This is a genomic window from Delftia sp. S65 (assembly GCF_016516495.1).
GTDB classification, from domain to species: domain Bacteria; phylum Pseudomonadota; class Gammaproteobacteria; order Burkholderiales; family Burkholderiaceae_C; genus Comamonas; species Comamonas acidovorans.
Window position 1 is genome coordinate 150,020 of record NZ_JACVUR010000004.1, and the last position, 23,127, is coordinate 173,146.

At 67.4% G+C, this 23,127-nt stretch carries 19 protein-coding genes; 5 read left to right on the top strand and 14 right to left on the bottom strand.

Translation table 11 applies throughout. From position 1 onward, the window contains the following. Window position 1 precedes the first annotated feature (1 nt). From IAE24_RS05740 to IAE24_RS05765, 6 genes are read right to left on the bottom strand one after another with little or no spacing between them, the layout of a single operon-like run. Window positions 2-1,666, bottom strand: a complete 1,665-nt coding sequence (locus tag IAE24_RS05740) for an amidohydrolase (protein ID WP_199959183.1) — start codon at window positions 1,664-1,666, stop codon at window positions 2-4. 19 nt (window positions 1,667-1,685) lie between these two features. After that, window positions 1,686-2,708, bottom strand: a complete 1,023-nt coding sequence (locus tag IAE24_RS05745; RefSeq protein ID WP_063328338.1) for an ABC transporter ATP-binding protein — start codon at window positions 2,706-2,708, stop codon at window positions 1,686-1,688. Further along, the gene (locus IAE24_RS05750; protein ID WP_199959181.1) at window positions 2,705-3,733 is read right to left on the bottom strand and encodes an ABC transporter ATP-binding protein; all 1,029 of its coding nucleotides are present in this window, start codon (window positions 3,731-3,733) and stop codon (window positions 2,705-2,707) included. Before IAE24_RS05750 ends, IAE24_RS05745 begins: the two co-directional genes overlap by 4 nt. Next, window positions 3,733-4,641 (bottom strand): ABC transporter permease, encoded by a 909-nt coding sequence (locus tag IAE24_RS05755; protein ID WP_043790046.1) that lies wholly within the window; start codon window positions 4,639-4,641, stop codon window positions 3,733-3,735. The genes IAE24_RS05750 and IAE24_RS05755 overlap by 1 nt, the downstream gene beginning before the upstream one ends. A 4-nt stretch (window positions 4,642-4,645) precedes the next feature. Beyond that, entirely contained in the window at window positions 4,646-5,623 is a 978-nt protein-coding gene (locus tag IAE24_RS05760) for an ABC transporter permease (protein WP_199959180.1), read from the bottom strand. 17 nt (window positions 5,624-5,640) lie between these two features. Next, window positions 5,641-7,236, bottom strand: a complete 1,596-nt coding sequence (locus IAE24_RS05765) for an ABC transporter substrate-binding protein (RefSeq protein WP_199959178.1) — start codon at window positions 7,234-7,236, stop codon at window positions 5,641-5,643. A gap of 242 nt (window positions 7,237-7,478) precedes the next feature. On the opposite strand from IAE24_RS05765, the gene pdxR reads away from it, so the two are divergent. After that, entirely contained in the window at window positions 7,479-9,005 is a 1,527-nt protein-coding gene (gene pdxR, locus IAE24_RS05770; protein WP_199959176.1) for a MocR-like pyridoxine biosynthesis transcription factor PdxR, read from the top strand. Here pdxR and IAE24_RS05775 read toward each other — a convergent pair. The 3 genes from IAE24_RS05775 to tal form a co-directional block, all read right to left on the bottom strand. Continuing rightward, window positions 8,990-9,889, bottom strand: coding sequence for a transporter substrate-binding domain-containing protein (locus IAE24_RS05775; RefSeq protein WP_199959174.1), 900 nt, complete (start codon window positions 9,887-9,889; stop codon window positions 8,990-8,992). The two genes, pdxR and IAE24_RS05775, sit on opposite strands and share 16 nt — an antisense overlap. A 231-nt stretch (window positions 9,890-10,120) precedes the next feature. Further along, window positions 10,121-11,743 carry a glucose-6-phosphate isomerase gene (gene pgi, locus IAE24_RS05780; protein WP_199959173.1) on the bottom strand — a complete coding sequence of 541 codons (1,623 nt, stop codon included), beginning with the start codon at window positions 11,741-11,743 and terminating at the stop codon, window positions 10,121-10,123. Window positions 11,744-11,747: 4 nt separating this feature from the next. Then, window positions 11,748-12,701, bottom strand: coding sequence for a transaldolase (gene tal, locus IAE24_RS05785; RefSeq protein ID WP_012207472.1), 954 nt, complete (start codon window positions 12,699-12,701; stop codon window positions 11,748-11,750). Between the two features lie 208 nt (window positions 12,702-12,909). Here tal and IAE24_RS05790 point away from each other — a divergent pair, with 208 nt between their 5' ends. Then, window positions 12,910-13,755: a MurR/RpiR family transcriptional regulator gene (locus IAE24_RS05790; RefSeq protein ID WP_016448717.1), complete on the top strand. Its 846-nt coding sequence runs from the start codon at window positions 12,910-12,912 to the stop codon at window positions 13,753-13,755. Between the two features lie 28 nt (window positions 13,756-13,783). Here IAE24_RS05790 and fabF read toward each other — a convergent pair whose 3' ends face one another. Then, window positions 13,784-15,109, bottom strand: a complete 1,326-nt coding sequence (fabF, locus tag IAE24_RS05795) for a beta-ketoacyl-ACP synthase II (RefSeq protein ID WP_199959170.1) — start codon at window positions 15,107-15,109, stop codon at window positions 13,784-13,786. 206 nt (window positions 15,110-15,315) lie between these two features. Here fabF and IAE24_RS05800 point away from each other — a divergent pair, with 206 nt between their 5' ends. Then, window positions 15,316-15,918 carry a TetR/AcrR family transcriptional regulator gene (locus tag IAE24_RS05800; protein ID WP_088163682.1) on the top strand — a complete coding sequence of 201 codons (603 nt, stop codon included), beginning with the start codon at window positions 15,316-15,318 and terminating at the stop codon, window positions 15,916-15,918. 15 nt (window positions 15,919-15,933) lie between these two features. On the opposite strand, the gene IAE24_RS05805 is transcribed toward IAE24_RS05800, so the two are convergent. The 3 genes from IAE24_RS05805 to IAE24_RS05815 form a co-directional block, all read right to left on the bottom strand. Beyond that, window positions 15,934-17,160 (bottom strand): M20 aminoacylase family protein, encoded by a 1,227-nt coding sequence (locus IAE24_RS05805; RefSeq protein WP_012207476.1) that lies wholly within the window; start codon window positions 17,158-17,160, stop codon window positions 15,934-15,936. 134 nt (window positions 17,161-17,294) lie between these two features. Then, on the bottom strand, window positions 17,295-18,443 hold the full coding sequence (locus IAE24_RS05810; protein ID WP_013800664.1) for a porin: 1,149 nt from the start codon (window positions 18,441-18,443) through the stop codon (window positions 17,295-17,297). Window positions 18,444-18,625: 182 nt separating this feature from the next. After that, window positions 18,626-19,696, bottom strand: a complete 1,071-nt coding sequence (locus tag IAE24_RS05815) for a porin (protein ID WP_199959163.1) — start codon at window positions 19,694-19,696, stop codon at window positions 18,626-18,628. A gap of 331 nt (window positions 19,697-20,027) precedes the next feature. Between IAE24_RS05815 and coq7 the strand changes: the two genes are divergently transcribed. After that, the gene (gene coq7 / locus IAE24_RS05820; protein WP_012207480.1) at window positions 20,028-20,645 is read left to right on the top strand and encodes a 2-polyprenyl-3-methyl-6-methoxy-1,4-benzoquinone monooxygenase; all 618 of its coding nucleotides are present in this window, start codon (window positions 20,028-20,030) and stop codon (window positions 20,643-20,645) included. A gap of 106 nt (window positions 20,646-20,751) precedes the next feature. Here the strand turns inward: coq7 and IAE24_RS05825 are convergent, their stop codons facing one another. Further along, on the bottom strand, window positions 20,752-21,204 hold the full coding sequence (locus tag IAE24_RS05825) for an OsmC family protein (protein ID WP_012207481.1): 453 nt from the start codon (window positions 21,202-21,204) through the stop codon (window positions 20,752-20,754). A gap of 366 nt (window positions 21,205-21,570) precedes the next feature. Between IAE24_RS05825 and ilvA the strand changes: the two genes are divergently transcribed. Continuing rightward, window positions 21,571-23,124 (top strand): threonine ammonia-lyase, biosynthetic, encoded by a 1,554-nt coding sequence (gene ilvA / locus IAE24_RS05830; RefSeq protein ID WP_013800662.1) that lies wholly within the window; start codon window positions 21,571-21,573, stop codon window positions 23,122-23,124. Window positions 23,125-23,127: the final 3 nt, after the last annotated feature.

The following is a 23,127-nucleotide window of genomic DNA, read 5'->3' on the forward strand; positions in this document are numbered from 1 at the left end:
GTCATGCCGCCTTGAAGACGCGCCCCGACAGCACCGTGCCCCAGACCCGGAGGTCCTTGAGCACCATGGGGTCCAGGGACAGCGGATCGTCCTCCAGCACGCAGAAGTCGGCGCGCTTGCCGCATTCGATGCTGCCGATCTCGTGGTCCATCTTCAGTGTCCAGGCCGCGCCCAGCGTGACGGCATGCAGGGCCTGGGCCACGGTCAGGCGCTCGGCCGCGCCCAGCACGCGGCCCTTGGGCGTGATCCGGTGGACCGCGCACCAGGCGGTGAACAGCGGCCCCAGCGGCGTGACGGGCGCATCCGAATGGATGGCCAGCGGCACGCCGGCGGCCAGCGCGCTGGCGCAGGCATCGAGCCGCATGGCCCGGTCCGGCCCCATGGTCATCTCGTAGTGCTGGTCGCCCCAGTACCAGAGGTGGTTGGCGAACAGGTTGGCGCACAAGCCCAGCGCCGCCATGCGGCGAAACAGCGGCGCATCGATCATCTGGCCATGCTGCAGCGTGTGGCGGTGATCGGGCCGGGGGGCGCGGGCCAGCACGCGGCCTATGGCGTCGATGGCGGCTTCGCTGGCCTCGTCGCCATTGGTGTGCGTATGGATGAGCAGGCCTGCGCGGTGGTAGGTCTCGAAATCGGCCTCGTACTGCGCGGGCGCCGTGACCCAGATGCCGTTGGGCCCGCCGTTGTAGTGACCGGGCCAGCGCAGGCGGGCCGAAAAGCCCTGGATGGAGCCGTCCAGCATCATCTTGACCAGGCCGTAGCGCAGGCGGTCGGTGTTGCGCGCCATGAGCGTGCGCACATGCCCGGCACCGGCCTCGGCGCCATGCGTGCCGTGAAACGCCTGGAAGGCGGGCAGGATGCGGATGGGCACCTGGTCGTCGGCCAGCGCGGCCTCCAGCACGCGGCAGTCCTGCTCGCCCAGCCTGTTGACCAGGTCGGTGGCCGTGGTCACGCCCTGGCGGCAGGCCAAGCGGGCGAAGGAGCGCACACCGGCCTCGGTCATGGGCGCCAGCAGCCCGGCGTTGCCGATCTTGCGCAGCACCAGGAACATGGCGGCCGGCTCCTGCAGCTCGCCCGTGGGCTCGCCGGCCAGGGCGTGGCCGGGCGCAAAGCGCACCACGCCCTCGACCTCGTTGTCGCGCGTGATCTCGGCCAGGCGCAGCATGGCGCTGTTGACGTTCATCAAATGGCCGTTGGCGTGCGAGAGCACGATGGGACGGCCTCCTGCGGCCCGGTCCAGGTGCTCCACCGTCATGCGCTCGCCGCCAAAGTAGATGGGATCGAACCCCCAGGCGATCAGCGGCTGGCCGGGCGGCAGGCCCTGCGCATCCATGCGCGCCGCCACCTCGGCCAGGCGGTCCACCACGGCATCCATGGAGCGCAGGCCGGGCCAGGTCTTTCCATCGGGGTCGCGCCGGTCGAACCAGCCCGTGTATGTCCAATCCCACATGCTGCCTTCCTTGAGGTGGCAGTGGCCCTCCACCAGGCCGGGCAGCAGCACCTGGTCGGCAAAGCGCTCGTCGATGCGGCACTCGCCCCAGGCCGTGCAGCGCGCCAGGTCCCCGACAGCGAGGATGCGCCCGTCGCGCACGGCCACATGCGTGGCCTCGGGCTGCATGGGGTTCATGGTGATGATCTTGCGGGCGGCGTAGACGGTGATGCTCATGGTGGCGGGTGCTCCGGGTTCAAAGGGCCAGCGGCGCGCGCGGCACGCCATCGATGTGGTCCACGCGGATGCAGCGCACCCAGTGGCCGGGGGCGGCTTCGCGCAGCGGTGGCGTCTCGGCCGAGCACGCAGGCACGGCCACGGGGCAGCGCCCGGCGAAGCGGCAGCCCGCAGGCGGGTCGATGGGGCTGGGCGGGTCGCCGGCCAGCCGGATGCGCCGCGCCGCGCGCTCGCGCCCGCCGCGCACCGTGGGCACGGCCGACATCAGGGCCACGCTGTAGGGATGCAGCGGCCGCGCAAAGAAGGCCTGGCGCGGTGCGCGCTCCACGATCTGGCCCAGGTACATGACGGCGATGTCGTCGCAGATGTGCTCGACCACGGCCATGTCGTGCGAGATGAACAGGTAGCTCAGGCCCAGCTCGCGCTGCAGCCGCGCCAGCAGGTTGAGGATCTGGGCGCGGATGGCGATGTCCAGCGCCGACACGGGTTCGTCGCAGACCACGAGTTCGGGCCGCGTGGCCAGGGCGCGCGCAATGTTGATGCGCTGGCGCTGGCCGCCCGAGAACTGGTGCGGGAACAGCTGGCGCTGTTCGGGCCGCAGGCCCACCTGGGTGAACAGCTCGGCCACGCGCGCCTCGCGCTCGGCCGGCGTGCCCACGTCCATCAGGTCCAGCGGAGCGCGCACCGCATCGCCCGCGCGCTGGCGCGGATTCAGCGAGGAGAACGGGTCCTGGAACACGATCTGCATGCGCCGCCTCGCCTGGCGCAGGGCCTCGCCCGACAGGCCGCCCAGGTCGGTATCGCCCAGCTGCATGCGGCCCGCCGTCACGGGCGCCAGGCGCATCACGGCCAGCGCCGTGGTCGTCTTGCCCGATCCCGACTCGCCCACCACGGCCAGCGTGCTGCCGCGCCGCAGGCTGAAGGACACGCCGTCCACGGCCTTGACCACCTCGGGCCTGCCGAACAGGCCCTTGCCCGGGCGCGGAAAGTGGACCTGGAGATCGTCCACCTGCAAGAGGGTATCGTCCATGCGTGCGTTCATGCCAGGGCCTCCGTGTGGGCGCGGATGCGGGAAGCGGGAGCGTGCAGCCAGCAGGCCACGCCGTGGGATGGATCATCCAGCGCGACCAGCGGCGGCGCCTCGCTGGCGCAGCGCGGCTGGGCCTCGCGGCAGCGCGCACGAAAGGCGCAGCCGCTGCCCAACTCCCAGATCGAGGGCACGACGCCGGGGATCTCGGGCAGCTCGGTGCGCCCGCCTGCCTGGCTGCTGCCCAGCTCGGGCAGGCAGGCGATCAGGCCGCGCGTGTACGGATGGGCGGGCGCCGACAGCACCTGCTCGCAGCGGCCCTGCTCGATCACGCGGCCCGCATACATGACCATGACGCGGTCCGCCATCTCGGCCACGGCCCCCATGTCGTGCGTGATCAGCACGATGGCCGTGCCCTTTTCGCGCTGCAGCTCGCGCAGCAGGTCGAAGATCTGCGCCTGCACGGTCACGTCCAGCGCCGTGGTGGGCTCGTCGGCGATCAGAATGTCGGGCCGGCAGGCCAGGGCCATGGCGATCATCACGCGCTGGCGCATGCCGCCCGACAGTTGGTGCGGGTACTCGTGCACGCGCCGCTCGGGCGCGGGGATGCCGACCTGCCGGAGCATTTCCACGGCGCGTTGGCGCGCGGCGCCCGCGTCCAGGCCGGCGTGCAGGCGCAGCGGCTCGGCGATCTGCTCGCCCACGGTGAGCACCGGGTTCAGCGAGGTCATCGGCTCCTGGAAGATCATGGAGATGCGGTTGCCGCGCACCTGGCGCATATGGGCCTCGCCGGCGGCCACCAGGTCCTCGCCCTGGAAGCGCACCTGCCCGCCCGTGATGCGGCCCGGAGGCGAGGGAATGAGGCGCAGCAGCGCCAGCGCCGTCATGCTCTTGCCGCAGCCGGATTCGCCGACCACGCACAGGGTCTCGCCCGCGCGCAGATCGAAATCCACGCCGTTGAGCACCGTGGCCTGGCCGCGCCGGCCCTGGAAGGCCACGCGCAGGCCGCTGACTTGCAACAGGGGGGTGTCGGTGTCCATCAGCGCTCCCTCAGCTTGGGGTTGAGTGCATCGTTGAGGCCGTCGCCGATCAGGCTGACGGCCAGCACGGTGACGAAGATGGCGGCACCGGGAAAGGCCACGGCCCACCAGCACGACAGCAGGTACTGGCGGGCCGACCCGATCATCAGGCCCCAGCTCATCTGGTTGGGGTCCCCCAGGCCCAGGAAGGACAGGCCGGCCTCGAACAGGATGGCGGCGCCCACGGCCAGCGTGGCCGACACCACCAGCGGCGGCAGCGCATTGGGCAGGATCACCTTCCAGATGATGCGGCCGTGGCGCGCGCCGATGGCGCTCTCCGCGCGCACGAATTCAAGCTGGCGGATGCGCATGAACTCGGCCCGCGTCAACCGCGCCGTGGCCGGCCAGCTCACGCTGCCGATGGCCAGCGTGACCGTCACCAGCGAGGGCGAGAACAGCGTGACCACCACCATGGCGAACAGCAGCGCAGGCAGCACCTGGAAGAACTCGGTCACGCGCATCAGCAGCGCATCGACGCGGCCGCCGTAGTAGCCGGCCATCGCCCCCAGCGTCACGCCGATGCACACCGACAGCAAAGCCGCGAAGGCGCCCACCATCAGCGTGGCGCGGCCGCCGTGGATGATGCCCGTGAGCACGTCGCGCCCCAGCTGGTCGCTGCCCAGCCAGGCCTCCTCGCTGAACGGCGGGCTCAGCGGCATGGTGCGGATCTCGAACGGGTCCGCAGGCCAGATCCAGGGGCCGGCGATGGCCACCAGCAGCACGATGAGCAGCATGGCCATGCCGGCAATGGCCGAGGGGTTGCGCAGGAACATGCGCAGCGCTTCGCGCGCCGGGTGCTCGGCATGGGCTGCAGCCTGCGGCGCGGCGACGCTCGGCACGGACACGGATGGTGGTGTGATGGCGTTCATGGTCTCAGGCCGCCTTGATGCGGGGATCGATCAGCCGGTAGCACAGGTCGGTGACGAGGTTCATCACGACCACGACGACGGAAGAGAACAGCAGCACGCCCAGGATGGTCGGGTAGTCGCGCCGCAGCACCGAGTCGAAGGCCAGCCGACCCAGGCCCGGCCAGTTGAAGACCGTCTCGACGATGATGGCGCCGGCCATGACGTTGCCGAACTGCAGGCCCAGCATGGTCACCACGGGCAGCAGCGCGTTGCGCAGCGCATGGCGGTAGAGCACCACATGCTCGGCCAGTCCCTTGGCGCGCGCCGTGCGGATGTAGTCGGCGCCCAGCACGTCCAGCATGGACGAGCGCGACAGCCGGCTGTACTGCGCCAGGTAGACCAGGGCCAGTGTCAGCGCAGGCAGCACCAGGTGCCGGGCCACGTCCAGCAGGTCGGCAAGGCCTGCGCCGCCTGCGGCATCGGCCGAGCGCATGCCCGACACCGGCAGCACGGGCCACCAGGAGGCAAAGGCCAGCACCAGCAGCATGCCGGTCCAGAACACGGGCGCCGCAAAGCCCACCAGGGACAGCACGGTGATGCACTGCGACAACAGGCCGTTGGGCCGGCGCGAGGACAGCACGCCCAGCAGCGTGCCCACCACGAAGGCCGTGAGCACGGCGGCCAGCACCAGCAGCAAGGTGGCGGGCACGCGCTCGGCAATCATCTGCGCCACCGGCAGGTTGAAGAAGTAGGAGTAGCCCAGATCACCACTGGCCACGCGCGCCAGGTAGATGCCCAGCTGCACGGGCAGCGGCCGGTCCAGCCCGTAGCGTGTGCGCAGCTCGGCCATGAGCTCGGGCTCCATGCCGCCGCTGGCGCCGGCAATGGTCTCCACGGGATCGCCGGGCGCCGCATGCACCAGCATGAAGTTCAGCACCACCACGGCCAGCACCAGCGCCAGGCCCTGCAGCAGCCGCTTGAGGAGTGTGCGAAGAAAAGCCATGGACTGCACCTCCCCGACTACTTCAGAAAGATCTCGTCATAGGGCGAGGCTGGCCCCCAGACCGTGGTCGGCAGGTTGCCCACGTTCTTGCGCGCAGCCGTGTGGTAGGGCGAGTTGTTGATGAAGATCACCGGCAGCTCGTCCGTCACGGTCTTCTGGAAGGCCGCATAGAGCTTCTTGCGCTCGGCCGTGTCCAGCGTGCTGCTGGCCGTGTTCAGCAGCTCGTCCACCTTGGGGTTTCGGTAGGACTGGGTGTTGGTCCAGACCACGGGCTTGATGTTGGTGGACAGGTAGCTGCGGTGCACGCCGATGACCGGGTCGCCCCAGTTGAAGACGATGTCCATGGACAGGTCGAAGTCGTGCGTGGCCAGGCGCCGGGCCCAGGCCGGGAAGTCGGCCGAGGCTCTTACATCGACGGCGATGCCGACCTTCTTGAGCTGGGCGCGCACGTACTCGGCCACGTTCTTTTGCTGCTCGTCCGAGCCGGGCAGGTAGTCGATGGTGATCTTGAAGCGCTCTCCGTTGGCCCCGGGCTTGAGGCCGGCCTCGTCCAGCAGGGCCGCCGACTTCTTGAGGTCCAGCGGATAGCGCACCAGGTCGGCCGAGGCAAAGGGGCTGGCCGCCACGATGGGGCCGTCGGCCACGGTGGCAAAGCCGCCCATCAGCGCCTTGGTGATGAAGTTCTTGTCGATGGCATGCGCAATGGCCTTGCGCACGCGCACGTCGTCCAGCGGCTTCCTGTCGGTGTTGATGGCCAGCCAGTTGATCGAGCCTATGCCCTCGAAGCCCTTGCCGGTCAGCGTGATCTGGGGATTGGTGGACAGGCGCTTCAGGTCGATGGAGGCCTGCAGGTAGGGCACCATCTGCACGTCGCCGCGCTCCAGGCTCAGCAGCAGGCTGGAGGAGTCGGGCACGATGTTGAAGACCAGCTTGTCCAGGTAGGGGCGGCCGGGCAGGAAGAACTTGTCGAAGCGCTCCATCACGATGCGCTGGCCCGCGCGGAACTCGGTCAGCTTGAACGGCCCCGAGCCCACCACGTCGGCGCTGTTGCGCGCATGGGTCTTGAGGTCGGCACCGTCGCCATAGATGTGCTTGGGCAGTATGGGCGCCAGCGCCGGGCTCATGGCCAGCAGGATGGCCGGATGCGGCGCGTTCATGCGGATGATGGCCGTGTAAGGGTCGGGCGTGTCCACCTTCTCCACGGGCCCCAGCATGGTCTGGAACGGGTGGTTGGCCTTGATGGCCATGATGGAGAAGGCCACGTCGGCCGAGGTGATGGGCTTGCCGTCGTGGAACACGGCATTCCTTCGCAGGTTCAGGGTCAGCGACTTGCCGTCCTCGGCCAGCTTCCAGGACTCGGCCAGGTAGGGCTGGGGCTTCCACTGATCATCGAAGCGCAGCGGGCTGGCGAACAGCTGGGTGGAAGGCATGGCCGTGGCAATGCCCGATTGCACGGCGCCGTTCAGGTGCCGTGGCACCTGGGTGCTGCCCACGATCAGGGTGCCGCCGCGCTGCGGCTCCTGGGCCTGCAGCGGCGTGGCCGCCAGGCCCGCCAGCGCGCCGGCCAGGGCCAGGGCCGCCAGGGCGCGGCGTCGGAAAGTGATGGTGTGCATGGACTGTCTCCCTCGTTGGATCGCCAGGCCGCGCGGCTCGCTGCCTTCAATCCAGAATACGCAACAAGGGCGCGGGCCGCGGGGGCCACAGCCGTCCAAACGTAGGAGCCAGAGGCCCGGTGTTTACCCGCGTCGGCCGGCCCAAACCTTTACTTGCCCGCACCCGCACCGCAACATGGCGCCGACCGCGCGCCCTCTGCCCGGCCGCGCCAAGAACGCCCCCCGATTGCCTCCGTTGCGCCATGAGCACCCCTTCCGCCACAGACCCACGCCACCAGTGGGCCCGCCTGTTCGCGCTGCCCGAGCAGCCCGGCCTTCCCCTGAAGGACCGCCTGCGCCTGGCCCTGGTCCAGCCCATCCTCGAAGGCCGCCTGCCGCCCGGCGCGGCCATGCCGCCCTCACGCGAGCTGTCGCGCCTGCTGGAGGTGTCGCGCAATACCGTGACCACGGTCTACGAGCAGCTCGTGGATGAAGGCTTTCTCGAGGCCCGCCCGCGCAGCGGCGTGTTCGTGGCCCGGGATTCGCGCCTGGCTGGTGTGGACGGCGCCGTGGCCCTGCCTGCGACAAGTCCCGGGGAGCCCGCACCGGACTGGTCTGCACGCGTGCTGCGCTCGCTGACGGACAGGCACACGCTGTCCAAGCCGCTGCAGTGGCGCGAGTACCCCTACCCCTTCGTCTACGGCATGCACGATCCCGCGCTGTTTCCCACCGAAGGCTTCCGGGAATGCTGCACGCGCAGCCTGGCGCGCGCCCAGCTGCCGCACTGGACGCCGGACTTCGAGACAGACGACGTGCCCGACCTGATCGAGCAGATCCGCCTGCGCCTGCTGCCCCGGCGCGGCGTGTTCGCGCTCAAGGAAGAGATCCTGGTCACCGTGGGCGCGCAGCAGGCCTTCTACCTGCTGGCCGACGCGCTGCTGGACCCCTCGCAGCGCCTGGGCTTCGAGGAGCCCGGCCACCCGCATGCGCGCAACACCTTTTCGCTGCGCCGCCCCCACTGGGTGCCCGTGGCCGTGGATGGAGAAGGCGTGGTGGTCGATGGCCTGCCGCCGCTGGACTACCTGTTCGTCACGCCCTCGCACCAGAGCCCCACCACCGTGACGCTGAGCCTGCAGCGGCGCGAGCAACTGCTGCGCCGCGCCGAGCAGGGCGATTTCGTGATCATCGAGGACGACTACGAGGCCGAGAACCTCTACCAGGGCACGCCCATGCCCGCGCTCAAGAGCCTGGACAAGGGCGGGCGTGTGATCTATGTGGGTTCGCTGTCCAAGAGCCTGTCGCCCGCGCTGCGGCTGGGCTACATCGTCGCGCCGCGCGCGCTGATCGATGAATTGCGCGTGCTGCGCCATGCCATGGTGCGCCACCCCAGCGCCTTTCTGCAGCATGCCTATGCGCTGTTCCTGTCGCTGGGCCACCATGAGGCCCATGCGCGCCGCGTGAACCAGGCCATGCTGGAACGCGTGGCTCAGGTGGACCGCTCGCTGCGCGCGCACCTGCCGGATTTCATCTTTCGCCAGCCCCAGGGCGGCGCATCGCTGTGGGTGCAGGCACCGGCGTGGCTGGACGCCGATGCGCTGGCCGCCGTGGCGCGCCGCCACGGCGTGCTGATCGAGGCAGGCAGCGCGTTCTTTGCGACGCCGCGCCAGCCCTGCCCCTTTTTCCGGCTGCGCCTGTCCTCCATTGCCATCGATCAGATCGATGCCGGCATCCAGGCGCTGGCGCGGGCGGTGATGGAGCTGGACTCAGCCCGCAATCACTGCTGCGCGTAGGATTCCAGCGGCTTGTCGTTGGGCTTTTGCAGCAGCTGCTTGAGCAGGTCGCTCATGGGCAGGTTCAGCGGGGCATTCTTGGGCGGAATGGGCTGCACGAACCACTTGTCGTAGATCTTCGCCACTTCGCCCGAGGCCATCATGCCCACCAGCACGTCGTCCACGGCCTTCTTGAAGGTGGGATCATCGCGGCGGAACAGGATGGCGATGGGCTCGGAGCCCAGCACCTCGCCCACGATCTTGAAGCCTGCAGGGTTCTTGGAGTTGGCGATGACGCCGGCCAGCAGGTTGTCGTCCAGCACGAAGGCATCGGCACGGCCCGATTCGAGCATCAGAAAGCTCTCGAAATGGTCCTTGCCCAGCGAGGTGGGCAGGTTCACGCCATTGTCCCGCCCGTACTTGCGCAGCAGCTGCACGGCGGTCGTGCCGGCCGAGGCCGCCACGGGCTTGCCGTCGAGCTGCTTGAAGGAGGTGATGCCCGAGTCGGCACGCACGGCCATGCGCACCTGGCTCACGTAGGTGGTCACGGCAAAGGCCACCTGCTTTTGGCGAGCGAGGTTGTTCGTGGTCGGGCCGCAGCCGATGTCCACGGTGCCGTTCTGCACCAGGGGCATGGTGTTCTGCGAGGTCAGGGCCATGTACTCGATCTTGGCCTTGGGCACGATCTGGGCCAGCACCTTCTCGCACAGCTCCACGTGGTAGCCCACGTACTTCTGCGTGGTGCCGAAGGCATAGGCCATGGGCGCCGAGCTTTCGCGCACGCCCATCACCACCTTGCCTGTGCTCTGGATCTTGTCCAGCGTGCCGGCCGCCTCCTGTGCATGGGCAGCGCCAGTTGCCGCCACCACACATGCCATCGCCACATGGGCCAGTACGAATCGCATCGAGGGTCTCCTTGGATAGTTGTTGCAGGTCCGAAGGCGCGCTGCGCCTCCACCCTGCCGTGCCGCCGTCGCCGGCTGCCTCCAGGCAGGGCCGCCGTCAAGGCGATTGCATCAACTATCGAGCAATCAGGCGCCTGTGCATAACGATGAAATGGAAGAAGGTCATGCTCCACCCACATGACCCGGCACCCTGCTGGTGCGCCGCGGTGGCCCCAGGCCCGCCGCGCCCGGTCAGCCGGCCGACCCTGCCGCAAGCCGGTGCATGAGGCCCTGCGTCGAGGCATCGACGCCCTGCCAGTCGCCGCTGTCCTGGCGCGCATGCAGCTGGCGCGCCAGGTGCTTGCCCAGCTCCACGCCCCACTGGTCGAAGCTGTTGATGCCCCAGACCGCACCGGCCGAGAAGACACGGTGCTCGTACAGCGCGATCAGGGCGCCCAGCGATGCCGGGTCCAGCTGCTGCAGCAGCAGGAAGCTGCTGGGCCGGTTGCCCGCGCAATGGCGCTCTGCCCCTTCTTCGCCGTGGCGCCCCTCCATCAGGGCCTGGGCCTGGGCAATGGCGTTGACGACCAGGCTCTGGTGGTGGGCGCCCAGGTATTTGCCGCCGTCGCGCAGCGCGATGAACTCCACGGGAATCACGTCCTGGCCTTGGTGCAGCATCTGGAAGAAGGCATGCTGGCCATTGGTGCCGGGCTCGCCCCAGATCACGGGCGCCGTGCGCACGGGCAGTGTCCGCCCGTCGCGCGTCACGCCCTTGCCGTTGCTCTCCATCTCCAGCTGCTGCAGGTAGGCGGTCATTCGCCGCAGGCCATGGCTGTACGGCGCGATGCAGCGGCTGGAGAAGCTGCAGAAATCGCGGTACCAGACGTCCAGCAGGCCCAGGCGCAGCGGTAGGTTGCCCTCCACGCCGGAGGAAAAGAAATGCGCATCCATGGCATGGGCGCCACCCAGCAGCGCACGGAACTGCGCCGCTCCGATGGCGATGGCCACGGGCAGGCCGATGGCCGACCACAGCGAAAAACGGCCGCCCACCCAGTCCCAGAATCCCAGCGTGCGGCGGATGCCGAAGTCGGCTGCGGCCTGCACATTGGTGGTGAGCGCCACGAAGTGCCGGTCGATGGAGCACGCGGCCTGCGGGTCCTCGCTGCCGCCCTGCTCCAGAAACCACCGGCGCGCCGAGTGCGCGTTGAGCATGGTCTCGGCCGTGGTGAAGGATTTGGAGGCGATCAGGAACAGCGTGCTGTGCGGGCGCACGCGGCGCAGCACATGGCCGAGCTCATGGCCATCGACGTTGGAGACAAAATGGAAGTTCTTGCCCGCATCGACCCAGTCCTCCAGCGCATTGACCACCACTTCGGGGCCCAGGTGCGAGCCGCCGATGCCGATGTTCACGATGTCGGTGATGCCCTCGTCGCCACGCACCTGCTCGGCCAGGGCCAGCATGGCGTCCAGCGTCTCGTGCACCTGGCCCAGCGCCTCGTGCATGGCCGGCTGCCACTGCTGTACGGTGGCGCAGTGGCGCAGCTGGCCGCCGTCGCGCGGCATGCGCAGCAGCCAGTGCATGACGGCACGGCCCTCGGTGCAGTTGACGGGCTCGCCGGCCAGCATGGCGTCGCGCTGGGCCAGCACGCCGGCCTGCTGCGCCAGTTCGCGCAGCAGCTCTTCGGTGCGCTCGGTCCAGAGGTTCTTGGACAGGTCGGCAAAGACATGGGGCGCCTGCTGGCTCAGCGCCTCCAGCCGGCCCGCGTCCGCGGCAAAGGCCTGGCGCAGATCCAGGGTCTGGATGTCTTCGTGGAAATGGCTTTCAAGTGCCGGCCATGCCGGCAAGGTATTGCACAGAACGGGCAAGGTCTTCATCCAATCAGTCTGCGGCCTGCTGCATCAATGCTTCGAGCTTGCGCGTGTCGGCAGCAAAGGCGCGAATGCCTTCTGCCAGCTTTTCGGTGCCCATGGCGTCTTCGTTGAGGGCCAGGCGGAACCCGGCCTCGTCGTAGTGCACGGGATCGAGCTCCAGGGTCCGCGCCGCCTCGGGGTCCAGGGCGCGCGACAGCGGCGCATCGCTGGCGCCCAGCTGGGCCAGCAGTTCGGGGGCGATGGTCAACAGGTCACAGCCGGCCAGTGCCACGATCTGGCCCGTGTTGCGAAAGCTCGCGCCCATGACCTCGGTGGCGATGCCGAAGTGCTTGTAGTGCTCGTAGATGGCGCGCACGGAACGCACGCCGGGGTCGTTGGCGCCGGCCATGGCGGCCTCGTCCCACTGGGCGCCGGCCTGCTTCTTGTACCAGTCGTAGATGCGGCCCACGAAGGGAGAGATCAGCTGCACCTTGGCCTGGCCGCAGGCCACGGCCTGGCAGAAAGAGAACAGCAGCGTGAGGTTGGTGTGGATGCCGCGCAGCTCCAGCTGGCGCGCCGCCTCGATGCCTTCCCAGGTGGAGGCGATCTTGATGAGCACGCGGTCGATGTGCACGCCTTCGGCCTGGTACAGCTCGATCAGGCGCTCGGCACGCGCCACGGTGGCCGAGGTATTGAAGGACAGGCGCGCATCGACTTCAGTGGAGACACGGCCCGGAATGGTGTTCAGGATCTCGCAGCCGAAGCGCACCAGCATGCGGTCCATGACCTCGTCGAGGCTGCGGCCCTTGTACTGGGCCACGGTGGCACGCATCAGCGGTGCGTACTCGGGCTTTTGCACCGCCTTGAGGATGAGCGAGGGATTGGTGGTCGCATCCCGTGGCTGGAACTGGGCCAGTTGGTGGAAGTCGCCGGTATCGGCCACCACGGTCGTGTACTGTCGAAGCGCATCAAGCTGGTTCATGGAACATCCTTTGGGCGGGAGCCTGGCGAGGGGCGGCATCGCACCAGGGCGGTGCGGTTGTACCGGCAAATCCTCCGAGTGTATGCGCCCGCATGGTTTGCATCGGCGTCAGGAAAGTAAGCGAAGGCTGCCGCTCATGCAAAATGCGCGCTGGACCTGCCTTGCGGCAACCGCTTCCCTTCACCCACAGAACAACGCCCACCGCCTAATGCTGGACCGCATCACCGCCTCGCTGCCCTCGCTTGCTCCCGCCGAACAACGCGTGGCCCGCCTGGTGCTGGCCGATCCACGGGCCTTCGCGCGGCAGCCGGTGCGCGAACTGGCCGAGCGTGCCCACGTCAGCAAGCCGACGGTGGTGCGCTTTTGCCGCAGCATGGGCTACGACGGCCTGGCCGACTTCAAACTCAAGCTGGCCGGCAGCGTCAGCGAGGGCGTGCCCTTCATCCACCGCAGCGTGGACACCGACGACAAGACCAGCGACGTGATGGTCAAGGTGGTGGACAACGCCGTGGCCGCCTTCCTGCAATACCGCAATGCCGCCAGCACCACGGCCATAGAGCAGGCGGCGCAGGCCATCGCCTCGACCTGGCAGACGGGGCGGCGCATCGAGTTCTACGGCGCAGGCAATTCGGGCATCGTGGCGCAGGACGCGCAGCACAAGTTCTTTCGCCTGGGCGTGACCAGCCTGGCCACCAGCGACGGCCACATGCAGGTGATGAGCGCCACCCTGCTGGGACCCGGCGACTGCGCGGTGATCATCTCCAACTCGGGCCGCACGCGCGACCTGATGGACGCCGCCGACATCGCGCGCAAGAACGGCGCCACCACGATTGCCATCACCGCCAGTGGCTCGCCCCTGGCCTCGGCCTGCCACATCCATCTGGCAGCCGACCATCCCGAGGGCTACGACCGCTACAGCCCCATGGTGTCGCGCCTGCTGCACCTGCTGGTCATCGACGTGCTGGCCACCTGCGTGGCGCTGCGCATCGGCCCGGCCCTGCAGCCTGCGCTGGAGCAGATGAAGAACAACCTGCGGGCCAAGCGCTACACGTAGCACCGGCCCCCAGGCCCACCCGCCTCGTTCAGCCCTGCCAGCGCCTGAGCACCAGCGAGGCGTTGACGCCACCAAAGCCGAAACCGTTGACCAGGGCATGCTCCATGGCCCAGGGCCTTGCCGCGCCGGCGATCAGGTCCAGCCCCTGGGCCAGGGGATCGGGCTCCACGAGATTGCGCGTGGCCGGCGCCATCTGGTCGCGCAGCGCCAGCACCGTGAAGATGGCCGCCACCGCGCCCGCCGCGCCCAGCAAATGGCCCGTGGCCGACTTGGTGGAGCTGATCGCCACGCCGCTGCCCTCGCCAAACAGGGAGCGCATGGCCGCCAGCTCGCCCCGGTCGCCCACGGGCGTGGAGGTGGCGTGGGCATTGAGGTACTGCAGCTGATCCGGCGATAGTCCGGCCATGGCCAGCGCTTGCGCCATGCTGCGGCGCGCGCCGTCGCCATCTTCCGGCCCCGAGGTGATGTGATAGGCATCGGCGCTGGTGCCGTAGCCAACGACTTCCGCCAGCGGCACGGCGCCGCGCGCCAGGGCGTGGTCCAGCCCCTCCAGCACCAGGGCGCCCGCGCCCTCGCCCATGACAAAGCCGTCGCGGCCTGTGTCGAAGGGGCGCGAGGCCTCCTCGGGCCTGTCGTTGTATCCCGTGGAAAGGGCCTTGGCCGCCGCGAACGCGCCCAGGCTCACGCGGTCGATGGCTGCCTCGGCGCCGCCGCACAGCGCCACATCGGCCTCGCCCGAACGGATCATGCGCAGGCCGTCGCCCACCGCCTGAACGCTGGCCGCGCAGGCAGTGACGGGGGCGCCCAGCGGGCCCTTGAGTCCATGGCGTATCGACACATGCCCGGCCGCGAGATTGACCAGGAAAGACGGCACGGTGAAGGGCGACAGGCGCGACACCCCCCGGCTGTCCGTGGTGCGCACGGCCTGGGCAATGGCGCCAAAGCCGCCAATGCCCGAGGCAATGATGCAGGCCGTGCGCGTGCGCTCCTGCTCGCTGGCCGGCTGCCAGCCGGCCTGGGCCAGGGCCTGGTCCGAAGCGTCCAGCGCCAGCGGAATGAAGCGGTCCATCTTGCGCTGGTCCTTGGGCGAGACCACGGCATCGATGTCCCAGCCGCCTTCCGGGTCCCGGGCCAGGTCGGGCACCTGGCCTGCCACCTGGCCCGGCACATCGGGCGCCAGATCCTCGGGCAGCCTGCTCAGGCCCGATGTGCCGGACAGCAGCCGGCGCCAGGCCAATTCAGTGCCCCGCCCCAGCGGCGAGACCATGCCCATGCCCGTGATGACCACGCGGCGAGGCAGGTGGGCCGCCGTATGAGACGTCTGGGACGCCTGGGACGTATGCGCCGTATTCATGAGCCGCTCCCGGCACACCGTGCGGAGGTCGGAGCGGGCCCAGGCAACAGGCTGCGCAGAAGTGAACAGGCATTCATCGGTTCTTCCCTGTAGAGTGCACAGCCCCTGCAGAACATGGCGCACAGGCCATGGCGGGGGCTGATTTATGATGATGGCCGTCATCATAAACGTGTTTTGATAACGACCACAATCATTGGACAGCGCACATGAAAGTCACGAAAGCCCAGGCCGCGCAGAACCGGCAGGACATCCTCGAAGCCGCCGCGCGGCTGTACCGCGAACACGGGCTGGACGGCGTCGGCGTGGCCGAGGTGACGCGCGGCGCGGGGCTCACGCACGGCGGGCTCTATCGCCACTTCGAATCCAAGGATGCGCTGGTGCGCGAGGCCTGCGCACGCGCCTTCGACTGGTCCATCGCGCCGCTGGACGGCCTGCAGGGTGAACAGGCCGGCAGCCTTGCCGCGCGCGTGCAGTCCTATCTGTCGCCACAGCACCGCGACAGCCCCGGCGAGGGCTGCCCCGCTGCGGCGCTGGCCGTGGACGTGGCCCGGGCAGGCGGCGATCTTTCAGCGGTGTTCGCCGAAGGGGTGGAACGCAACATCGGCAGATTTGCGCGCGTGATAGGCACACTTGGCGACGATCAGGCACCCGATGCCACACAGCGCGCCCAGGCCATGGCCATGCTCAGCAGCATGGTGGGCGCCCTGGTCCTGGCACGCGCCACGGTCGCAGCCAATCCAGCCTTGTCCGACGAGATTCTGAAAACGGTGCAGGCCCACCTTCTTGCGCCCGAGGGCCAGGCCCGTTGACCCGCTCCGCCTGCGCTATACGTCCTGCGAATGCAGCGGCATGGCCTGCTCGATCAGGCTGGCGTGCAGGGCAGCGCCCAGCGGCAGTACTTCGTCGTTGAAGTCATACCGGCTGCTGTGCAGCGGCACCCCGGGCTGGGCGCCCGTGGATTGCCCCAGGCGAAGGTAGGCACCGGGCTTGTGCTGCAGCATGAACGAAAAGTCCTCGGCCCCCATGCTGGGTTCCAGCTGCCGGTCCAGGTTCTCCACCCCCACCAGCGACTGGGCCACATCGGCAGCAAAGGCAGCCTCCGTGGGGGAGTTGATGGTGGCGGGATAGATGCGCTCGTAGTTGACCTTGGCCGTGGCACCCAGCCCCAGCGCCACCGCGCTGCACAACTCCTGCAGGCGCTGCTCGACACGGTCCTGCACGGCGGGGTCGAAGGTCCGCACGGTTCCCACCAGCGTTGCCGTGCCCGGCATCACGCTGAAGGCGCCCAGGTCCCCGGCCTGCACGGCGCACAGGCTGATGACGGCACTGTCGATGGCGCGCACATTGCGCGAGACGATGCTCTGCACCGCCGTGGTGATGTGCGCGGCCGCCAGCACCACGTCCACCGTCTGGTAGGGATGCGCACCATGGCCGCCGCGCCCCGTGATCTCGATGGTGATGCGGTCGGCAGCCGCCATCATCGCGCCCATGTTGATGCCCACCGTGCCCGCACGCATGGCGGGCCAGTTGTGCATGGCGTACACGGCCTGCATCGGAAAGCGGTCGAAAAGACCATCGGCAATCATGGCCCGCGCGCCGCCGCGCCCTTCCTCGGCAGGCTGAAAGACCAGCACGGCCGAGCCGTCGAAGCGCCGCGTCGCTGCCAGGTAGCGGGCGGCGCCCACCAGCATGGTCGTATGGCCGTCATGCCCGCAGCCGTGCATCAGCCCCTGCTTGCCGGACTTCCAGGGAAATTCGTTGTGCTCGACCATGGGCAGTGCGTCCATGTCGGCACGCAGGCCCACCATGGCGCCCGAACTGTGGCCCTGCCCGCGGATCACGGCCACCAGGCCCGTGGTGCCCAGGCCTTCATGGATCTCGTCCACACCGCACTGGCGCAAGGCCTCCTTGACGCGCGCCGCCGTGAAGCGCTCCTCGAATCCCAGCTCCGGATGCGCATGCAGCTCGCGGCGCAGCGCCGTCAGCTCCGGGTGGTACTGGGCGATCTGGGCAAAGGCCCGACCGCCTGCCTTGTATCGAGTGGCTTCCATAGCCTTGGTTCTTTCGCTTCGTTGGCCTGCGCATTACCTTAACGCAGGAAATCACGCCCGCCCACCGTCAGCCCATCGACAGGAAACAAAAAGGCCTCCCGAAGGAGGCCTTTCGTTGCGCAGACGCCGCGTGCTCAGAAGCGATGGCGCAGGCCGACGGTGAAGCCCGTGCGCTTGGTGGCGCCATTGGCGTCCAGCATCACGCCCGAGCCACCGCTGGTCTTGGTGTGGTCCAGGGCCACATAGGCATCGGTACGCTTGGAGAAGGCGTAGTCGACCACCGCCACCAGGAAGTCTGCCTTGCCATTGAAATTACCCGTGCCCGAGCCCGACTGCTTGGCATGGTAGTAATGCGCGCCCACATTGATCTGGGGCGTGATCTGGTAGCCGAAGCCCATCTTGTACATCTGGCGCTTGTTGGCGTCGCCGGCCACGAAGCCGCCGTTGGACGAGCCCGTCCAGAAGGAATTGAGGATGGCCTGGTCGAATCCACCGCCTGCGGTTGCCGCCGGGAATGCGTCCTTGCGCTTGTTCAGGCCGTAGCCCAGGTTGACGTACCAGGGACCCACACGGTACGAGCCGCCCAGGGTATAGGCATCAACCTTGGTGCCGGCCGGCAGCGTGGTGCCCAGGTAGCCGGCGCCTGCGGAGATGCCGCTTTGCGAATAACGCAGATAGCCGCCGGCCGTCTTGATGGCGCCACCAGGGGCCACGCCGGTGCCGACCTTGTCGAAGGTGTTGTTCTCGTCGAACGAATACTGCAGGGCACCGCGCACGGGGCCGAACTCGGCCAGGTACTTGACCATGTTGCTGGCGCGCGCGCCCATGGACATGCCGATTTCAGGCTTGTAGGCCTCCATGTACGGCGAGTACGGGAAGGAGGCATAGGTGGAGGTCACCAGGTCGAACAGCATGTTGTACTGGCGGCCCAGGGTGACCTGGCCAAAGCTCTTGCTGCGCAGGCCCACCCAGGATTGCTGGAAGTAGCTGGCTGCAGCCTGCTCGCCGGTGTCGGTGAGGAAACGGGCTTCCAGGTTGGCAATGGCTGCCAGACCGCCGCCCAGGTCCTCGGTGATGTTGATGCCCCAGCGGCTTTGCGACATGCCGCCGCCGATCATCTGGGTCTTGCCGCTCTTGGTCGGGCCTTCATTGGTGGTGTGGCGCACGCCGGCATCGACGATGCCGTACAGCTGCACGCTGCTTTGCTGGGCGAATGCTGCCAAGGGTGCCGTTGCTGCCAACACCGCCAGTGCCACGCTCTTTTTCACGAATGAAGAATTCATTGTGTTGTCTCTCTCTTGTTAACGATTGGTTGGTGGAAATTTCATTCTAGAAACGCTTTTCCCGCCTCGTCACCGTTGGCACAAGCACAACACAGGTCTTTCCCTAGCACAAAACAAAAGAGCCAGTCCGAAGACTGGCTCTTTTTTGCTTCAAATGGCAACTGGCTTACGCCAGCCGTTCATTAGAAAGCGTGGCGAATGCCGACTTGCACGCCAGTCTGGCTTTCGCCAGCGGCAACTGCGCCGTTGTACACGCCCTTGGCTTGCAGGCCCAGAGTAGAACGATCCTTGTTCTTCAGGAAAGCCAAGTTGCCGTACAGCGAGGTACGCTTGGACAGGTTGTGCACATAACCCAGGGTGATCTGGTGAGCCTTGGAGTCGATGTTCTTCTGGTCGTACAGAGCGTACTGCAGCTTGACTTCGCCCACACCGCCCACGGGAGCGGAAGCACCCAGCATGTAGGAGTTGGTCTTGATGTCGCCCCCAGCGTCGCGCTTGAACTTGGTCTGCTGCAGCAGGCCGCTCAGCTTGGCAACGCCGAAGTTGTACGAAGCACCCAGGGTCATTTCGTCGCGGTCAGCAGCAACAGCGGACAAGCCCGTGCCAGTGACAGTCTTTTGCTGGGCCAGGCCCAGGCTCACGCTCAGAGGACCGTTGTCATATGCAACGTAGCCACCGATGTAACGACCCACATTGTTGGCCACTGTAGTGCCAGCAGTGTTCTTTTCGTCGAAAGCGTAGCCGATACCGGCGTTGAAACCGCCGAAATTGGGGGTGTAGTACGAAACCAAGTTGTTGGCGCGGATGCCGTTGTCGTCACCGCTCGCACCGCCTGCCCAGTTACGGAAGCCCATGAACTGGCCGATACCGGTTGCGCTGAACAGGTCGTAGGAGGTCAGCTTTTGGAAGGTCGGCACTTGGTCGCGGCCCAGGCGCACTTCACCGAAGTTGCCAGACAGGCTCACGGTCGAACGACGCTTGAAGTCGAAGCCGCTGCCACCGGTGTCACCGAAGATTTCGCCTTCCAGCCAGAAGCCGGCCTTCAGGCCGCCACCCAGGTCTTCCGTGCCACGCAGGCCCAGACGGCTCGTGGAAGCGCCGCTGGTGCCCAGGCCGTACACGCTGTCGCCCGTTTGGTTCTTGTTCACGTAAGCAACGCCAGTGTCGACGATACCGAACAGGGTCACGGAGGATTGAGCCATTGCGGCGCCGGAAGCAGCCAGCACTGCCAGGGCAATCAGAGATTTTTTCATTACGAGTTACTCCAAGGTTTAGAAGGGCGCCGGTCGTGAGGAAGAGAGGCTTGGCCTGATGCTCCACCGGTTTCCCGCGCCAACCTCCTGGTGGGGAAGTTAGGGCCTATTGCACCAGACCACCGCTGCCCATGCAAAGAAATTCACCCACAAACGGGCATTACCCCCCGTTTTTCGTTGCACTGCCGCAACAAACCTGCAAGCCAACACAATCAGGCCCAACCCGAACATCGCGCCGGCCTTGTTGCGCTTGCACAAAGAGAGGGCATGGCGTCCTGGTGTACCGTTCAGACCCTGAATTTGCCAAGATTTTCCGCTCTAGGGACCGCCCATGGACAAGATACTGACTGCCGCCGATGCGGCGCTTCGCACCCTGTTTGCACAGCCTTCCGCCGCCGAACGCTCCCCGGCCGCCGGTATCGCGGAGGGAGAGCTGACCGAAGCACAGCGTCGGCTGTCGGGCGCCTTGATGCGCGTCAATCATGTCGGAGAGGTCTGCGCCCAGGCGCTGTACAACGCCCAGGCCATGGTGACGCGCGACATGGTGCTGCGCGAGCACCTGCTGGAGGCGGCGCGCGAGGAGACCGACCACCTGGCATGGACCCGCGACCGGCTCAACGCCCTGGGCGACCGGCCCAGCCTGCTGAACCCGCTGTGGTTTGCCGGCGCCTTCGCCATCGGTGTGGTGGCCGCCAAGATCAGCGACGCGGCCAGCCTGGGGTTTGTGGTGGAGACGGAGGAGCAGGTGTCCGCCCATCTGGAAAGCCATCTGGGCCTGCTGCCCGAGGAAGACCGCGCCTCGCTGGCCGTGGTGGCCCGCATGAAGGATGACGAGGAACGCCATGCCGCCGCTGCGCGCGAAGCCGGCGCCCTGCAATTGCCGCCCCCCGCCCGCGCCTTGATGCGCCTGGCAGCCAAGGTGATGACGACAACAGCCCACCGCATCTGAACCTTCAGAAACATCTGAAACAGCATTCCATCCAAAAAAAGCGGGCCTTGCGCGCTTTCTTCATTTCAGGAGGGGCGCCGAGGCGCAAGCCCAGCCATCGGCGGCATCAGGCCTCGACGATGTCGAATCCCGTGGTGATCTCGGCCGTCTTGCCCAGCATAATGGTGGCCGAGCAGTATTTGTCATGGCTCATGGCGATGGCACGTTCCACCGCACCCGTGGGCAGACCCGTACCGCTGACGGTGAACTGCATGTGGATCTTGGTGAACACCTTGGGGTCCGCATCGGCGCGCTCCGAGGTGAGCTTGACGCTGCAGCCTTTGACGGCATGCCTGCCGCGCTTGAGGATCAGCACCACGTCATAGGCCGTGCAGCCACCGGCGCCGGCCAGCAGCATCTCCATGGGGCGGGGTGCCTGGTTCTGCCCTCCATTGGCGGGGTTGGCCGCATCCGGCGCCCCATCCATATTGACCACGTGGCCGCTGCCCGTTTCCGCCACGAAGCCCATGCCCGAGCGCATGCCGGTCGTGCCACCTGTCCAACTCACTGTGCATTCCATTGTTGCGTCCTCAAAAAACTGTTGCTATTTTGCATCAACTACACAAAAACCCTGATTTTGTTGCAACGCAGCACCTGTCGTGCATACAATGCACCCAAGCGTTATCTGAAGGGTTAACCCGGACACCCCTCCAGATGGACTGCAGATTGTGAACCAACTTCGCTCTGCATCGCACCAGTTGTCTCCTCCACCTCCTCTATTGGTGGATTCAGCCCCCGGCTTTACAGCCTGGGGCTTTTTTTTGGTTTCGTCGCTCCCGGCCTGTGCAGGACGCTGCACTGCAGCATGATTCACAAGCGCCTATGATGGCCGCCTGACACCGACGGGCCGCCTCCCGGCCTGCTGCTCTCCAGCCTTTCGCCGACGATGAACCACCCCCTGACCCCTGCCGACTACCTGACCAAGATCCTTACCGCGCGCGTCTATGACGTGGCCGTGGAGTCGGACCTGGAGCCCGCCAAGGCGCTGAGCCGCCGCCTGCACAACAAGGTGCTGCTCAAGCGCGAGGACCAGCAGCCGGTGTTCAGCTTCAAACTGCGCGGCGCCTATAACAAGATGGCGCACCTGTCGGCCGAGCAGCTGGAAAAGGGCGTGATCTGCGCCTCGGCCGGCAACCATGCGCAAGGCGTGGCCCTGGGCGCACGCAAGCTCGGCTGCCGTGCCGTGATCGTGATGCCGACCACCACGCCCCAGGTCAAGATCGATGCGGTGCAGGCGCTGGGCGGCGAGGTGGAACTGGCCGGTGAAAGCTATTCCGACGCCTACAAGCACGCCGTCAAGCTGCAAAAGGAAAAGGGCCTGACCTTTGTGCACCCCTTCGACGATCCCTACGTGATCGCCGGCCAGGGCACGATTGCCATGGAAATGCTGAGCCAGCTGCAAAAGCTGGGCAGCCCGCGCCTGGACGCGGTCTTTGTCGCCATCGGCGGCGGCGGCCTGATCTCGGGCGTGGCCAACTACATCAAGGCCGTGCGCCCCGACGTGAAGGTGATCGGCGTGCACACCAAGGATTCGGACGCCATGCTGCAGTCCGTGCGCGCCGGCCACCGCGTGGAGCTGGCCGACGTGGGCCTGTTCGCCGACGGCACGGCCGTCAAGCTGGTGGGCGAGGAGACCTTCCGCATCGCCCAGGGCCTGGTGGACGACTACGTGGTGGTCGATACCGATGCCGTCTGCGCCGCGATCAAGGACATCTTCGTGGACACGCGCTCCATCGTCGAGCCGTCCGGCGCCCTGGCCGTGGCGGCCATCAAGCAGTACGTTGCCAAGCACAAGACCAAGGGCGAGACCTATGCCGCCATCCTGTGCGGCGCCAACATGAACTTCGACCGGCTGCGCTTCGTGGCCGAGCGGGCCGAGGTGGGCGAGGAGCGCGAGGCCCTTTTCGCCGTGACCATCCCCGAGGAGCGCGGCAGCTTCAAGCGCTTTTGCGAAGCGGTGGGCAAGCTGCCCGGCGGCCCGCGCAACGTGACCGAATTCAACTACCGCATCAGCCACGAGAACAAGGCCCATGTCTTCGTGGGCCTGACCACGGCGGCACGCGGCGAGTCCGAGAAGATCGCCAGGAACTTCGAGAAGCAGGGCTTCGAGGCGCTGGACCTGACCTTCGACGACATGGCCAAGGAGCATCTGCGCCACATGGTCGGCGGCCATTCGCCGCTGGCGCAGGAAGAGCGCCTGCTGCGCTTTGTCTTCCCCGAGCGCCCCGGCGCACTGTTCAAGTTCCTCAGCCTGATGGCGCCGACCTGGAACATCTCGCTGTTCCACTACCGCAACCAGGGCGCCGACTACGGCCGCATCCTGGTCGGCATGCAGGTGCCCGCCAAGGATGGCAAGAAATTCGACGCCTTCCTGAGCAATCTTGGCTACCCCTGGGTCGAGGAAACCGCCAACCCGGCCTACCAGCTTTTCCTCAAGTGACGG

Bases quoted from the DNA above. Each gene is read 5' to 3' on its own strand.
- IAE24_RS05750 (WP_199959181.1), bottom strand. From the start codon at position 3,733: ATGGACACCGACACCCCCCTGTTGCAAGTCAGCGGCCTGCGCGTGGCC.
- fabF (WP_199959170.1), bottom strand. From the start codon at position 15,109: ATGAATACGGCGCATACGTCCCAGGCGTCCCAGACGTCTCATACGGCG.
- IAE24_RS05740 (WP_199959183.1), bottom strand. From the start codon at position 1,666: ATGAGCATCACCGTCTACGCCGCCCGCAAGATCATCACCATGAACCCC.
- coq7 (WP_012207480.1), top strand. From the start codon at position 20,028: ATGGACAAGATACTGACTGCCGCCGATGCGGCGCTTCGCACCCTGTTT.
- tal (WP_012207472.1), bottom strand. From the start codon at position 12,701: ATGAACCAGCTTGATGCGCTTCGACAGTACACGACCGTGGTGGCCGAT.
- IAE24_RS05800 (WP_088163682.1), top strand. From the start codon at position 15,316: ATGAAAGTCACGAAAGCCCAGGCCGCGCAGAACCGGCAGGACATCCTC.
- ilvA (WP_013800662.1), top strand. From the start codon at position 21,571: ATGAACCACCCCCTGACCCCTGCCGACTACCTGACCAAGATCCTTACC.
- IAE24_RS05825 (WP_012207481.1), bottom strand. From the start codon at position 21,204: ATGGAATGCACAGTGAGTTGGACAGGTGGCACGACCGGCATGCGCTCG.
- IAE24_RS05755 (WP_043790046.1), bottom strand. From the start codon at position 4,641: ATGAACGCCATCACACCACCATCCGTGTCCGTGCCGAGCGTCGCCGCG.
- IAE24_RS05815 (WP_199959163.1), bottom strand. From the start codon at position 19,696: ATGAAAAAATCTCTGATTGCCCTGGCAGTGCTGGCTGCTTCCGGCGCC.
- IAE24_RS05765 (WP_199959178.1), bottom strand. From the start codon at position 7,236: ATGCACACCATCACTTTCCGACGCCGCGCCCTGGCGGCCCTGGCCCTG.
- IAE24_RS05775 (WP_199959174.1), bottom strand. From the start codon at position 9,889: ATGCGATTCGTACTGGCCCATGTGGCGATGGCATGTGTGGTGGCGGCA.
- IAE24_RS05790 (WP_016448717.1), top strand. From the start codon at position 12,910: ATGCTGGACCGCATCACCGCCTCGCTGCCCTCGCTTGCTCCCGCCGAA.
- pdxR (WP_199959176.1), top strand. From the start codon at position 7,479: ATGAGCACCCCTTCCGCCACAGACCCACGCCACCAGTGGGCCCGCCTG.
- pgi (WP_199959173.1), bottom strand. From the start codon at position 11,743: ATGAAGACCTTGCCCGTTCTGTGCAATACCTTGCCGGCATGGCCGGCA.
- IAE24_RS05760 (WP_199959180.1), bottom strand. From the start codon at position 5,623: ATGGCTTTTCTTCGCACACTCCTCAAGCGGCTGCTGCAGGGCCTGGCG.
- IAE24_RS05805 (WP_012207476.1), bottom strand. From the start codon at position 17,160: ATGGAAGCCACTCGATACAAGGCAGGCGGTCGGGCCTTTGCCCAGATC.
- IAE24_RS05810 (WP_013800664.1), bottom strand. From the start codon at position 18,443: ATGAATTCTTCATTCGTGAAAAAGAGCGTGGCACTGGCGGTGTTGGCA.
- IAE24_RS05745 (WP_063328338.1), bottom strand. From the start codon at position 2,708: ATGAACGCACGCATGGACGATACCCTCTTGCAGGTGGACGATCTCCAG.